The following is a 13,811-nucleotide window of genomic DNA, read 5'->3' as shown; positions in this document are numbered from 1 at the left end:
GCGCCATATCGGTATCTTGTTGCTGAATGTACACCCTATGCGAGAGATATACAAATGACGGCGGATTTGAATATGAAACGGCGGTCGTTGCCGGGTATTTTTGATGTGCATCAAAACCTCATTCCCTGCGTTATTTATGATGGTTGTCAGAACGCGTTTTTTTGAAGCCAGTAACGGAGAGAAGAGATGAAAAGCGATCGTCAGTTAAAGCAGGAAGTCACGGATGAGCTGGAGTGGGATCCGTCTGTCAAGGATATCGAGATCGGGGTCGAGGTGAAAGATGGTGTGGTGACGCTGACCGGGCATGTAGATAGTCATGCCGAGAAGTATGCCGCTGAACGCGCGACGTTGCGCGTTGCCGGCGTCAAGGGAATCGCAGTGGAAATCGATGTATGGTTACCTGGTCCAAGCGAGCGCAACGATGCCGATATCGCGCGCGCCGCTGAAATGGCATTGGAATGGAACGTGCTGGTCCCCAAGGACCAGGTCAAAGTCATGGTTGAGGACGGATGGGTGACGCTGAGCGGTGAACTGGAACGTGATTATCAGCGCCTGGCTGCGGAAAATGTCACGCGTAACTTGATGGGCGTTACCGGAATCAGCAATCAGATCGTGGTCAAGCCAGCCGTGTTGCCGGCGGACGTCAAGGTCAAGATCGAGGCCGCGCTGCAGCGGCGCGCTCACATGGAAACACAACGCATTACGGTGGTAGTCAACGGCGACCAGGTGACCCTTACCGGCCCGGTGCGCTCATGGTCGGAACGCTACGCTGCATTACAGGCGGCAGCGGCGGCGCCGGGCGTGGCGCGGGTCGTCGACAAGATGGTGATTGCCTAGCTCCGCTATTGTTATAAAGCGCGTTGTCAGCCATGCGTCGCCGGCAACGCGCTTTTCTTTCAATGGAACATCAACACCGGCACCGTCATAGAAGCCAGGACAGTGCGCGTCACTCCTCCCAGCAAGATTTCGCGGAAGCGGGTGTGGCCATAGCCGCCCATGACGATCAGGTCGGCGCCGAAATCGGCAGCGTGCGACAAGAGCGCGTTGCCGACATCTATATCGGCCGGGATCTTTTGTTCCGATACCTCGAGTTTGATACCGTGGCGCGCCAGGTAAATGGCGATATCGGCTCCCGGTTGTTCGCCGTGGGCGTCAGCCGGCCTGCCGGTGTCAAGCACCAGTACCCGGACCAGATCAGCCTGCTGCAGCAACGGAATCGATGCGCTGACAGCACGCGTTGCCTCCATGCTGCCGTCCCAGGCAAGCAACACTCTTTTGCCGACCTGGGGGAAATGACCTGCATAGGGGATGATCAGTACCGGCCTGCCTGAATTCATCAGCACATATTCCTGAAAGTCGGCTCGTAGCAGCGGCGAGTAGTCAGTCGGATTGACCTGGCCGATCACCACCAGGTCGCTATAGCGTGCCTGCAAAACCAGGCCCGTGCCGGCGTCGTCCTCGATCAGGCGTTTTTCGAAGGACTTGACGTCCATCTTCCAGGCAGAGGATTCAAATGCAGTTAACAGACTTTCAGCATGCTCGCGCAGATCGCTTAGCGCGGAGCCGAGAAGAGCCAGGTTGCTGTCTCCGATTACCCCCGGCATGAAGAATTGCGGCGCAACGCCGGTAGCTGCGGCGCCGATCAGATGCGCGTTGCATTTTTGCGCAAGCACAGCGGCGATCCTGATTTGTTCATGAGCGCGCCTGGATTCATCCACGTGCACAAGTATGGTTCGATATTCCATGTGATATCCCTCCGGTTGATCAATGCAGAAAATCTGCCTGACAAAATATTTACGGACAAACGCAGAAAATTTGTTTCTTTAAAAAGTTAAAAAGGCAAATTCAGAAGTTAGGCTCCAAGCCCTGTCGTTGACTGCTTTCCAGCGCAGCCTGGCATGACTGGCATCGTTCTGCAGTCGGATGCAGGCGTAGCCGCTGTGGCGTGATAACTGCCCCGCATGCAAGGCAGTTGCCGCATGTGCGCGCTTTGATACGTTGTAGCGCGGCCTGGATTTTGTTTGGCTCTGCCGACTTGTTGCGGAGCAAAGCAATTTCGGCCGCGCTGAGCAAACCTGTCATCGCGCCGGCCTGGCACCGTTGCGAGCGGATTGTCGCGACTATATATTTGCGTCGCCGCTGCAACGGGGTTTCGAGTTGTCTTGCCAAGTTGAAAGAGATCATTTTTGCTACGTCAGGAAATAACGAATGTCCGTGCATGGCGCGATCCTCCAGGAACGACTGCCTTCAGCATAACAATGGCTCGGTGGAAAAATTTGATCCATATCAACTCAGCCGGAAACAGTTGCAATTAGACTTGTTTCATGGCGCAGCAACAAAAAAATCAGGAAACATCATGAAAACCGCTATTGCAGCTAATTTGAAGAAAATGGCAACGCTTGGAGACTTGTTTGACTGGCGGGTCGGACAGACTCCAGAGAACGAGGCGTATCGTCACTTCAATTCAGAGTCAGGGCGCTGGCACTCACATACGTGGGCGCAAATCGGCGAGCGCGTAAGGATCTGGCGCAGCGCGCTGACGGCGTCACGTCTGCCCTCGGAGGCACGAGTGGCTGTATTGCTGCCGAATGGTCTGGATGCCGTCTGCATCGATCAGGCGAGCCTGGCGCTGGGCCTGGTTCCTGTGCCGATGCACGCGCTCGACAATCCGGCCAGCATCGCCTACATCATCAAGGATTGCGAGGCCTCGATGCTGGTGCTGTCGACCCGTGCGCAATGGGAAGCGATTGCAGCGGTCGGCGAAACCATGCCTTTTTTGAAGCTGGTTTTGGTGGTGGGCGATGGAAATTTCGACAATCACTACGCGTCGGCTCCTGTTCATGGCGTGGTGGTTGCTTTGGCGACCTGGCTGGCCAGCGGCGCACTGCCCAACAATACACGCAGGCCGCCGGTGTCGGGCGGCGCCCTGGCGGCGATCGTCTATACCTCGGGAACTACCGGCAAACCTAAGGGGGTCATGCTGACCCACAACAATGTACTGTCGAATATCCAGGTGGTGATGGCGCGGGTCGAGGTGCGCTCGTCTGATGTGTTCCTGTCGTTCCTGCCGCTATCGCACACTTTCGAGCGCACCGTAGGATATTACCTGCCGGTTGCAGCCGGCAGTTGCGTCGCTTACGCGCGGTCAGTGGCGCAGATTCCGGAAGACCTGGCGACGATCCGGCCGACGGTATTGGTTTCGGTGCCGAGAATCTATGAACGGTCTCACGTGAAATTGCAGGGGATTCTTGCCGAATCCGGCTATTTGACGCGACGTCTTTTTGCGTTGGCGCAAACGATCGGCTGGCGGCGTTTTTGCCGAAGCCAGCAGTTACCTTGCAACGGCGCCTCCCCGGATTGGCTGGATTCGTTGTTGTGCCCTATCTTGCAATTGCTGGTGGCGCGCAAGGTGCTGGCGCAGTTCGGCGGGCGCTTGCGTGTCGCGGTATGCGGCGGTGCACCTTTGTCGCAGGCGGTAGCGGAATGCTTTCTGGCGCTGGGTTTGCCATTGGTGCAGGGATACGGCATGACAGAAACATCGCCGGTGATATCCTGCAATACGCCGTCCGACAATTGGCCGGCTACGGTTGGTAAGCCGCTGGAAGGCGTCAGGGTACGTATCGGCGAGAACAGCGAGTTGCAGGTGCGCGGCGGCGGTGTCATGGCAGGATATTGGAAACGCCCGGACGAGACTGCCAACGCAATGACCGTCGACGGCTGGTTGCGTACCGGCGATCAGGCAGCTATGGAAGGTGGACGCATCCGCATCATCGGCAGGATCAAGGAAATTATCGTCACTTCAACCGGCGAGAAAATTGCGCCGGCGGATCTGGAGTTGGCGATCACGGCCGATCCGCTATTCGAGCAAGCATTCGTGATTGGCGACAACCGCCCGTTCATCGCCGCTTTTGTTGTACTTGGCCGTAGCGGCCTGGACACACTGCTGCAGCAACTTAAGCTCGATGCCGGCGATAGCGTCAATCCGGATTCTGCGTCAATACAGACTGCCGTTTTGCAGAGAATTCAAGCAGCAAGCAAGCACTTCCCCAGCTATGCGGTGCCGCGCGTTGTACGGGTCACGCTGGAACCATGGTCGTTGCTGAATGGGCTGATGACGCCGACGCTGAAGCTCAAACGCAACGCGTTGCTTGCGCATTTTCAGGCTGAAATTGACGATGTTTACGCGCAGCGTACGCCAGCCCAGATAATAGACGAGGCCGTAGAGGCAGTCGTCAACTAAGAGTCGAGCATGACTAGCGCGTGCCGGGCTGCGATCCATTCTTCGTTGGTGGCCTCGACTGCGACTGCGACCCTGCTGCCGTGTGCGGATATCAATGGTGCGTTGCGCTGATTGGCTGCGTCTTCCAGGTGTACGCCAAGGAACTCCAGGTCACGGCAAACGCGGCTGCGAATCTCCGCACTGTGTTCACCGACGCCGGCCGTAAACACCAGCAAATCGAGGCCGCCCAACACGGCGGCCAATGCACCGATTTCGCGGACGATACGACGCTCGTACAAGGCGAGTGCGGCGCGCACCTGGTCACCGACGGCATCGTCCCGTTGCTCTTGCGCGAACAGGATCGGCGGATCGGCGGAAACGCCGGAGACCCCAAGCAAGCCTGACTCGTGGTACAGCAGGTGCGCTACTTGTTCCAGGCTTAATTTCTCGATTTCCATCAGGTAAATTACCGCGCCCGGGTCGAGTGCGCCGCAACGGGTGCCCATCATCAACCCATCCAGTGCGGAAAATCCCATGGTGGTGGCGACGCTGCGCAGATCTCGCATTGCGCACAGGCTGGCTCCGCTACCCAGGTGGGCCGCAATGACGCGGCCGTGCGCCGCGGCGCCGAAACGCTCATCCAGCGCCATCGACAGGTATTCATAGGACAGGCCATGAAATCCATAGCGGCGCAAGCCGCGCTCCCACAGCGCGTATGGCAGTGGCAGCATTTGTTCGACATGCGGCAGCGTGTGGTGGAAAGCGGTATCGAAACAGGCGACCTGAAGCAGGCCGGGCTGGCTGGCCAGCAGCACTTCGATGGTGTCCAGCGCAAACGGCTGATGCAAAGGAGCCAGCGGAATGTAATTCTTCAAATCCGCCAGTACTATCGCATCAATCCTGGTCGGTGCGGAATACTTGCTGCCGCCGTGTACCACGCGATGCGCAACTGCGCATAAGCGGCGTGCGCCAAGATGCACACCAACCCGTTCGAGAATATGCATCAGCGCGGAGTGATACGGCTGTTGCGTGTCCAGCGCCAGTGGCTCAGATTCGCCGCCAGTCTCGATATAACCAGGCTTGGTGCCGCCGATGCCCTCGACTTTGCCTTTCCATTCAGCCTGCCGCGGCAGCGGAGCGCCGGTAGCATGGGTAATATCAAAAAGCGCGAACTTGATGCTGGACGAACCGCAATTGAGCACCAGGATGAATCGTTCATTATTATCGGCTGGCGTCACGGACTGAGCTGGCATATTCATTGGGGATGGTTGCGATAGTGGTGCGCCAGCATCAGTGCGATGGCGCAAGAGGCGATGCGGGTCTCGCGCGAATCGGCACGGCTGGTCAGGATGATCGGCACTTTGGCGCCAAGTACGATGCCGGCGCTGGCGGCGCCGCTCAGGTACTCGAGTTGTTTGGCCAGCATGTTGCCGCTTTCCAGATCCGGCACTACCAGGATGTCGGCGCGCCCCGCGACTTCCGACACGATGCCTTTGATGCGCGCGGCGGCGACCGATACCGCGTTATCGAAAGCCAGGGGGCCATCGAGTATGGCGCCGGTAATCTGGCCGCGGTCAGCCATTTTGCACAGTACGGCGGCATCCAGCGTTGCCCGCATGCCTGGGTTGACCGTTTCCACCGCCGCCAGGATCGCTACGCGTGGACAGGCGACGCCGATTACATGCGCCAGGTCGATCGCATTTCGCACGATGTCGACTTTGTCGTCGAGCGTTGGCTCAATATTGATGGCCGCATCGGTGATAATGAAAGGGCGCGGATAGGCAGAGGTTTGCATAAGATAGCAATGACTGATGCGGCGCTTGGTACGCAGTCCGGCGGACGTTGCCAGCACAGCCGCCATCAATTCGTCGGTATGCAGGCTGCCTTTCATCAAAGCTTCGACTTCGCCTTTGCCTGCCATTTCGGCTGCGCGTGCCGCCGCCGCGTGGCTGTGCGGGACATCTTCAATGTCTATGCCGGTCAGGTCCAGGCCGGCAGCAGCGGCCACCGCTTCGAGTTTGGCGCGTGGCGCCACCAGCAACGGTTCGATCAAATGTGCGTGGCGCGCGTCCAGCGCGGCCGTCAAACTCAGTTCGTCGCAAGGGTGCACCACCGCGACGCGAATGGCGCTGAGCGGGCGCACGTGTTCAAGCAGCCGTTGCACCTTGTCACCGGAACTGATACGGACTTCCGGTAAGGTCATCCTGGGGTACACGATCTTTTCGTTGGGTGCGATCACCTCGGCATCGCCTTCGATCACGATCTTGCCGTCCTGGTTGATACACGAGCAGCGCAGGCTGAGTTGCTTCTTGTCAGGCTCGCGCGCAGTCACCGTGACGCTGATGGTCAAGGTGTCGCCCACCCGCACCGGATGCAAGAATCGCAAGGTCTGGGCCAGATATACCGTGCCTGGCCCGGGCAGGCGCGTGCCCAGCACGGCCGAAATCAGCGCCGCTCCCCACATGCCATGGGCGATCACTCCATGGAACTGGGTAGATGCGGCGAATTCGGGATCGAGGTGCTGGGGATTGACGTCGCCAGACATGACGGCAAACAGCTGGATATCTTCGGTGCTCAGCGTGCGTTCCATGGCGGCGCTGTCGCCGATGGAGATTTCATCGAAAGTCAGGTTGCGGAGCACCCGCAATTCATCGTGAAGCAAATTCTCGTGGGAAGTGGAGCGAACGGTATCGGTCATGTTAGTCAAGAGTAGATTGAACGGGAGCCGGGTGCAGACCAGGCAGCGACGCTGCTGCATATTCTAAGAATAACAATGATGAACAAGAAAAATTTGATGCAAATCAACTATACAGGACAGCCCCAATACCTGGGGCACAGTGGGCATGACGATAACCCCCGATGTTTCGGGGAAATTTGATTCACATCAAGAACCCGGCTTGCCCGCACGGTTACTCTGATTGCACGCCGTTGGGAGAGGGGTGAATTAATTGACAAATGCTAAAAAAATACCTACTGTCAATTGATTCGAATGCGGTTCGGGCTTTGCAACAGTAGTTTAAAAAACTATGAAAGGGGCGGCTTGGGATGGATTCGTTCAAATACCTATATCGGGGAATGAGGTATTCCCGGTTCTTGGCCATTATTTTTGTACTTCACGGTTTGTTGAGCCCACTGGCGGCGGATGCGTTACCGGTTTTCGCAAGGCAAACCGGACAAAATTGCGTTGCCTGTCACGCCGGCGGCCAATTTCCTGAACTGACCGCTTACGGAAGATTATTCAAGCTCACCGGCTATACGATCGGTACGCGCACCATTCCGCTATCGGTGATGGGGGTAGCCAGTTTCACCAAGAGTAAGAATCCGGATAGCGACGTGGCGTTCGCCAAGGATGCGGTCGCCCTGTTTCAAACCGGCAGCGTCTTCCTGGCCGGCAAAGTTACTGACAATGTCGGTGTGTTCGGACAGTGGACCTACAACAACTACGACAATCAAAATCAGGACACAGGAAAATGGCAAGGGAAGTGGGCTTCCGATAATTTCGACCTGCACTACGCCGATCGATTCATTGGCCCGACCCAAGACTTTATCTATGGATTCAGCCTGAACAATAATCCTTCCCTTACCGATCCCTGGAACACCGCTCCTGCATGGATTCAATATGTCCCGACCCAATTCGGCGTCACCGCGCCTGACGCCAGCCCCATCATTAGCCAACTCGGTACCCAGGTCGCCGGGCTGACAGCCTATGCTTTCTGGAATAAGACGCTATACGCGGAGGTGGCTGCATATCAGACCAGCAACGGCGTATGGTCGTTCTTAAGCCAAGGCACGAAAGCGCAGGATCAAACGAATCTGAAGGGCACCAATCCCTACATACGGCTGGCGCTCAGCCACGACTGGGGGCCGCATAGTGCGATGATCGGGGCACTTGCCATGAATGCGCAAATCTATCCCGACAACACCAATCCTGTCGGGCCGACGACGCGCTATCGTGACCGCGGGATAGACGCGCAATATCAATATCTGCTGGATCCGCATACCGTGACGGCGCAGGTCAGCTTTATCAGGGAAACCATCACAAATGGCGACGTGACAGGCGTCGCCAGCAATGCCTCGAATACGCTTAATCAGTTGCGACTGAAAGCCAGCTACGTCTATCGGGCGAAATACGGTACCAGCCTGAGCTATTTCAGCACCACCGGAAGCTCGGATCCGACTTTGTATCAGGATGTCGCAGCCAATCCGGGGACACGCGGCTGGGTTCCAGAAATATTCTGGATGCCGGTGCAGTACGTTCGAATTGGCGTTCAATACTACGCCTACACCCAGTTCCACGGAGCCTCCAGCAACTACGACGGTTCCGGACGCAACGCCAAAGACAACAATACGTTGTTTCTATATGTGTGGGGAGCGTACTAAATGAATAGCTACGATGATGGTACACCCGCACAACGCATGGCTACGGAAACCCGATTCGAGCAGGTGAAACGGAAGAGACTTTATTTTTCTTTGGGCTTAATCGTCGCGGCAGGTCTTGCAGCTTGCAATCTGCCGGAAAGATCTCGTTCTCTGGGCGATCCGAATGTCGCCGCGAAGACGCTCGCACTGCAAGTTTGCTCCAATTGCCATGGCGTTCAGGGTGTTTCCGTGTCGCCCAACTTCCCGAATCTGGCGGCGCAGTCGCAACCGTATCTGGTGGAACAGCTCAAATCATTCAAAAGCCATGGCCGTTCAGATCCAGCCGGATTCGAATACATGTGGGGTATCAGCGCCAGGTTATCCGACGATCAGATCAACGGACTTGCTGCCTATTTCTCGTCGCAATCGCCACCCCCGGGTAAAGCCGGAAATCAGGCATCGTTCAAGGAAAACTCACTTAAGGAAGGCCAGAAAATTTTTGAACAAGGCATTGCCGCAAACAACACGCCTGCCTGCTCCGGCTGCCACGGCGCGCACGGCGAGGGCATTCAACAGTTCCCACGTTTGGCGGGCCAGCATTCCGACTATATCGTCAAACAACTGATGGTTTTTCAACGGACAGATGAAAGACCGGAGGGCGTCATGATGAAGGGGATTGCACACGAACTCACTCCAGAGAACATGAAAAATGTGGCTGCCTATCTGGAGGCTATGCCGTCAATTCAATGACGTGTTCTGGCGATTGGCCATTGTTGGCTTCGCACCGATTCTAAAAAATTTTGGAGAAATATCATGACCAGCCGTCGCGAATTTATTGTTCAACTTGGTTTGGGAAGCGCCGCACTGGCATCGGGCCATAGCCTCGCCCAAGGTGCCATGGTCGCCGAGAGTGATGCCCAGGCGGCAGCTCTAGGCTACAAAGCCGACGCTACTAAAGCGGACAAGGTGAAATTTCCAAAGTACGCTACTGGCCAGCTTTGCGGCAATTGCTCGCTGTACCAGGGTAAGCCGGGTGATGCAGCTGGCGGCTGCCCCCTGTTCGCTGGCAAACAGGTATCCGCCAACGGCTGGTGCAGCGCATGGACCAAGAAGTCCTGAGGCCTGGCCGGTTCGACCGGCCAGGCGCAGTGACAAGATGCCGCAATTCAAAATAATCCGGCGCGGCCGGATGCGCCTTGTGGTCTTGCGGCGCGATTATGGATTCACGTATTGCTGATGATGACCTTCAACGCATGTTCTTTCTCCGCGTTGGAAAAGACATCGTAAGCATGCAGAAACTGATCGAATGTGAAACGGTGGGTGATCAAATTCTCCGGTTTCAGTTTTTTAGATTCAACATTCTTGAGCAGCATCGAAGTGGTATTGGTATTGACCAGGCCGGTGGTCAGCGTGATGTTCTGCGCCCATAGTTTTTGAATTTGGAAATCGACACTTTTGCCGTGTACCCCGACATTGGCAATGTGCCCGCCGGGACGGACGATCTGCTGGCAGATGTCAAACGTCTGCGGTACGCCGACGGCCTCGATCGCCACGTCCACGCCATCCTTTGTGCTCGCCATGATCATTGCTGCAGCATCGGCTTTGGCGCTGTTGATCACTTCCGTCGCACCGAATTTCTTAGCCAGCGCCAGGCGCGATTCGTCGATATCGATCATGATGATTTTTCCCGGCGAAAAAAATTGTGCAGTCAGCAGGGCGGCCATGCCGATCGGACCCGCGCCGACGATGGCAACCGTATCGCCCGGCTTAACGGCGCCATACAAGACGCCGATCTCAAAACCGGTGGGCAAGATATCGCTAAGCATGACCAAGGCTTCTTCATCCATTCCCGCCGGGATCGGATACAGGCTGTTGTCGGCTTGCGGAATCCGCACATATTCGGCCTGGGTGCCATCGATCAAATGTCCTAGTATCCAGCCGCCGTCTTCGCAATGCGAATACATTTGCCGCTTGCAGTATTCGCATTTCCCGCAGGAGGTGATGCAGGATATGAGTACGTGGTCGCCCTTTTTGAAATTGCTGACGGTTTCACCTGTTTCTTCCACGATGCCAACACCTTCGTGCCCCAGTATCCTGCCGCTGGTCACTTCCGGCACGTCACCTTTAAGGATATGCAGGTCGGTGCCGCAAATCGTGGTTTTGAGCATCTTGACGATGACGTCGGTGGACTTGGAAATCTTTGGCGTGGGAACCGAGTCCCATGATTTTTTTCCCGGTCCGTGATAGACAAGGGCTTTCATGCTGGATGGGCGTGTCATTCAAATCTCCTTGATCGGTTGCTGGACTTTACGTCTTAAGCCGCTTTGATTTTTCGGCTGGCGTTGGCCACATGCGCGGCTGCGACCCCGGCGATCTCGGCCTGCGTGCAAGAAACAATATCGGCCATATGATGACCATAGTGGAGGGCGCTATCAACGGTTGGCCGCACCTGGGCCGATCTCAGCAGCAGCCATTCCTGCGGGGTCGTCGCCGACATCATCTGTTGCGACGAATTTAACGATGCATCCAGGGATGCCTTGGCGGTACTCAGGTTCAGGTTGATCGCCTTTTCCATGCCATCAACTGCCGTTCGGGTGATCTGAGCCATTACTGCGAGTTGCGCTTCGTAGCCAGCCTTCATCACTGTCGAAATCGATTCCAAGAGCGGAAACATGGTTTTCTCCTTGTAGTAAATGGAAATGGAAATTGCGGGGCGTCAGGCTGATTGGCGACTGTCAAACCAGGTTTCAGTGTGACGTTTTCCGGGCTGGCGGTATTGATGCACATCAAATTTTCTCAAAAATTCGCGGCGATCTACACCTGGGAAAGATCATTTCACCTTCGATAGCAAAAAAATGATCGTCGCGGCGGGCTTCATGTCGGAGCACCCGCCAGTTAGCGTAATTTTGATCCAGGTCAAGTCCGTCAGGGCGTCGCCCGATACCATTCGATGCGTAATGCGAGATGATGGTCAGATTACCTGCATGCGCAATGAAAGCTTGTTTTTAACACCGGCTGTTGCCCGTGTTCGCGTCCCGCCGATAAGGTCTGTGCATGAAATTGACAAACGATAACGTCATCGCTCCAATTCGCGGACAAGGTTTCCGCATTTTGTGGGAGCGTTTGAAGGAACATCCCCTGGCGCGAATCGGACCGGGCTTGATCACGGGCGTCGCCGACGACGATCCTAGCGGTATCGCCACCTACTCCCAGGCAGGCGCCCAGTTCGGTCTCAATATGCTGTGGACCATGCCGCTGGCTTTTCCATTGATGGCGGCGATTCAATCCATGTGCGGGCGTATCGGCCGAGTCACCGGAAAAGGGCTGGCCGCAAATATCAAGACCACGTTTCCACCCGCCGTATTGCTGGTTGTCGTGTCGCTGCTGCTGATCGCCAATATTCTCAATATCGCTGCGGACGTGGCTGCCATGGGCGAAGTTGCCGAACTGGTCACCGGATTCGACCGTCATCTGATGACCGCATTTTTTGTATTCGGAACGCTGCTGCTGCAGGTGTTCATTCCTTATCATCGCTATGTCTTCTTCTTGAAGTGGCTGACCTTTTCTCTGCTTGCCTACGCCATAGTCTTGTTCACCGTCCATGTCCCCTGGGCAGAGGTGGCGACGCGCACGGTTTGGCCAAAATTCCAGTTTAATTCCACAACGGCCGCAGTGATTGTCGGGATTTTCGGTACTACCATCAGCCCCTATCTTTTTTTCTGGCAGGCGTCCGAAGAGGTCGAAGATATGCTGGCGCAACGCGACGCCGTGCCGCTGGTGCTTGATGGACATGCTGCAGTCGACGAACTGCGGCGTATACGGTGGGATACCTGGAGCGGCATGCTCTATTCTGACATCACTGCTTATTTCATTATCCTGGCGACTGCGGTCACGCTTAACGTAGCCGGCGTCAGGGACATCGATACCGCAGCGCAGGCGGCGAGCGCATTGCGGCCGTTAGCCGGTGATTTCGCCTATACCGTTTTTGCCCTTGGCATCCTGGGTGTCGGCCTGATCGGCGTGCCGGTGCTGGCCGGCTCCGCGGGTTATGCCCTGTCGGAGGCAATGGGCTGGAAATCCGGCCTGGAACGAAAAGCCAGCGACGCATGCGGGTTCTATGGCGTCATCGCCGTCAGCGTGCTCGCCGGACTTGTCATCCAGTATTCGCCGATCAGCCCGATGAAGGCTTTATTCTGGAGTGCGGTCATCAACGGCGTCGTTGCCGTACCTTTGATGGTGGTGATTATCGTATTGGCGTCAATGAAATCCGTGATGGGTGAGTTCACGGCAAGCAGGTTGATTATCGCTCTCGGCTGGATTGCAACCGCGGTGATGGGGGCTGCTGCCGTACGCATGTTTATCCCCGGATAGGCTACCGCGTTTCCCTGCCTATATTGCTCAGCTGCATGATACGATGCACATGTAATCGGCGCCAGGCCAGCATCGGATGCCGTCTTGGTTTTGGTAAGTGCGGGATATCACAATATCGATCAGCCATGACTGCACATGTACATCGCACCCATCGATCTGGCTGGCTACGCGCGAGCGTACTCGGTGCAAATGACGGCGTATTGTCGATCTCTAGCCTGTTGCTTGGGGTTGCAGCAGCACACATGAATCCGGAAGGCATCCTTGTCACCGGCTTCGCGGGACTTGTCGCCGGTGCTTTGTCGATGGGGGCCGGTGAATTTGTCTCGGTGAGTTCACAGGCAGATACGGAACGGGCCGATCTCGACATCGAACGACGCGCATTATTGCAAGACTATGATGCAGAACATATAGAGCTGCGTGACATCTATATCCAGCGCGGTCTGGATACTGAACTCGCCTCAAAGGTCGCACAGCAGCTGATGGAGCATGATGCCATCGGGGCGCATGCACGGGACGACATCGGTATCACTGACGCGTTGACGGCACGGCCGGCGCAGGCCGCCATATCGTCGTCCCTGAGCTTCGTGCTGGGCGGCGTCGTTCCGATGCTGGCGGCCGTTCTGGCGCCTGCAGCCAGCCTTATTCCGACGATTGCAGTCGTCTCCCTCATTTTTCTCGGTGCGTTAGGCGCGTTCGCCGCATATGCCGGTGGCGCGCCCATCATACGTGGAGCCGCGCGCGTCCTTACATTGGGCTTACTTGCGATGGGAGTGACGGGTGTGGTCGGGGCGTTCTTCGGTGGACGAGCATAGCCAGTCCAGTGCCGTCGTCGGGCACACGTGCAAACAAACCGCGAGTGGCG

General features: G+C 56.5%; 12 protein-coding genes. 7 read left to right on the top strand and 5 right to left on the bottom strand.

Translation table 11 applies throughout. The annotated features are described in order from the left end of the window. The first annotated feature begins 186 nt into the window (after positions 1-186). Positions 187-837 carry a BON domain-containing protein gene (locus BM029_RS15290; protein WP_092437423.1) on the top strand — a complete coding sequence of 217 codons (651 nt, stop codon included), beginning with the start codon at positions 187-189 and terminating at the stop codon, positions 835-837. 59 nt (positions 838-896) lie between these two features. Here BM029_RS15290 and BM029_RS15285 read toward each other — a convergent pair whose 3' ends face one another. Continuing rightward, positions 897-1,745, bottom strand: a complete 849-nt coding sequence (locus BM029_RS15285; RefSeq protein WP_092437421.1) for a universal stress protein — start codon at positions 1,743-1,745, stop codon at positions 897-899. A 611-nt stretch (positions 1,746-2,356) separates the two neighbouring features. On the opposite strand from BM029_RS15285, the gene BM029_RS15275 reads away from it, so the two are divergent. Further along, positions 2,357-4,240: an AMP-dependent synthetase/ligase gene (locus BM029_RS15275; RefSeq protein ID WP_092437486.1), complete on the top strand. Its 1,884-nt coding sequence runs from the start codon at positions 2,357-2,359 to the stop codon at positions 4,238-4,240. Here BM029_RS15275 and BM029_RS15270 read toward each other — a convergent pair. Both BM029_RS15270 and BM029_RS15265 read right to left on the bottom strand, forming a co-directional pair. Next, entirely contained in the window at positions 4,237-5,478 is a 1,242-nt protein-coding gene (locus tag BM029_RS15270) for an acetate/propionate family kinase (protein ID WP_371329125.1), read from the bottom strand. The genes BM029_RS15275 and BM029_RS15270 overlap by 4 nt on opposite strands. Further along, complete coding sequence (locus BM029_RS15265; RefSeq protein WP_092437482.1) at positions 5,475-6,917, bottom strand: bifunctional enoyl-CoA hydratase/phosphate acetyltransferase; 1,443 nt, start codon at positions 6,915-6,917, stop codon at positions 5,475-5,477. Before BM029_RS15265 ends, BM029_RS15270 begins: the two co-directional genes overlap by 4 nt. A 395-nt stretch (positions 6,918-7,312) precedes the next feature. Here BM029_RS15265 and BM029_RS15260 point away from each other — a divergent pair, with 395 nt between their 5' ends. The 3 genes from BM029_RS15260 (at position 7,313) to BM029_RS15250 (ending at position 9,697) form a co-directional block, all read left to right on the top strand. Beyond that, positions 7,313-8,599 carry a cytochrome c family protein gene (locus BM029_RS15260; RefSeq protein WP_244545070.1) on the top strand — a complete coding sequence of 429 codons (1,287 nt, stop codon included), beginning with the start codon at positions 7,313-7,315 and terminating at the stop codon, positions 8,597-8,599. Continuing rightward, entirely contained in the window at positions 8,600-9,328 is a 729-nt protein-coding gene (locus tag BM029_RS15255) for a c-type cytochrome (protein WP_244545069.1), read from the top strand. Positions 9,329-9,391: 63 nt separating this feature from the next. Further along, entirely contained in the window at positions 9,392-9,697 is a 306-nt protein-coding gene (locus tag BM029_RS15250) for a high-potential iron-sulfur protein (protein ID WP_092437415.1), read from the top strand. A 104-nt stretch (positions 9,698-9,801) separates the two neighbouring features. Here the strand turns inward: BM029_RS15250 and BM029_RS15245 are convergent, their stop codons facing one another. Further along, positions 9,802-10,839 carry a zinc-dependent alcohol dehydrogenase family protein gene (locus BM029_RS15245; protein ID WP_092437478.1) on the bottom strand — a complete coding sequence of 346 codons (1,038 nt, stop codon included), beginning with the start codon at positions 10,837-10,839 and terminating at the stop codon, positions 9,802-9,804. A 53-nt stretch (positions 10,840-10,892) separates the two neighbouring features. Continuing rightward, positions 10,893-11,252: a phasin family protein gene (locus BM029_RS15240; RefSeq protein WP_092437413.1), complete on the bottom strand. Its 360-nt coding sequence runs from the start codon at positions 11,250-11,252 to the stop codon at positions 10,893-10,895. Positions 11,253-11,632: 380 nt separating this feature from the next. On the opposite strand from BM029_RS15240, the gene BM029_RS15235 reads away from it, so the two are divergent. Together BM029_RS15235 and BM029_RS15230 are read left to right on the top strand one after the other, a co-directional pair. Next, positions 11,633-12,949, top strand: a complete 1,317-nt coding sequence (locus BM029_RS15235; protein ID WP_092437411.1) for an NRAMP family divalent metal transporter — start codon at positions 11,633-11,635, stop codon at positions 12,947-12,949. Between the two features lie 125 nt (positions 12,950-13,074). Then, positions 13,075-13,761, top strand: a complete 687-nt coding sequence (locus tag BM029_RS15230) for a VIT1/CCC1 transporter family protein (RefSeq protein ID WP_092437409.1) — start codon at positions 13,075-13,077, stop codon at positions 13,759-13,761. Positions 13,762-13,811 lie beyond the last annotated feature (50 nt).

The sequence above is a fragment of the Collimonas sp. OK607 genome (assembly GCF_900111995.1).
GTDB lineage: Bacteria > Pseudomonadota > Gammaproteobacteria > Burkholderiales > Burkholderiaceae_D > Collimonas.
The sequence above is the reverse complement of the archived record's forward strand: the minus strand, read 5'-3'. Positions and strand labels throughout refer to the sequence as shown.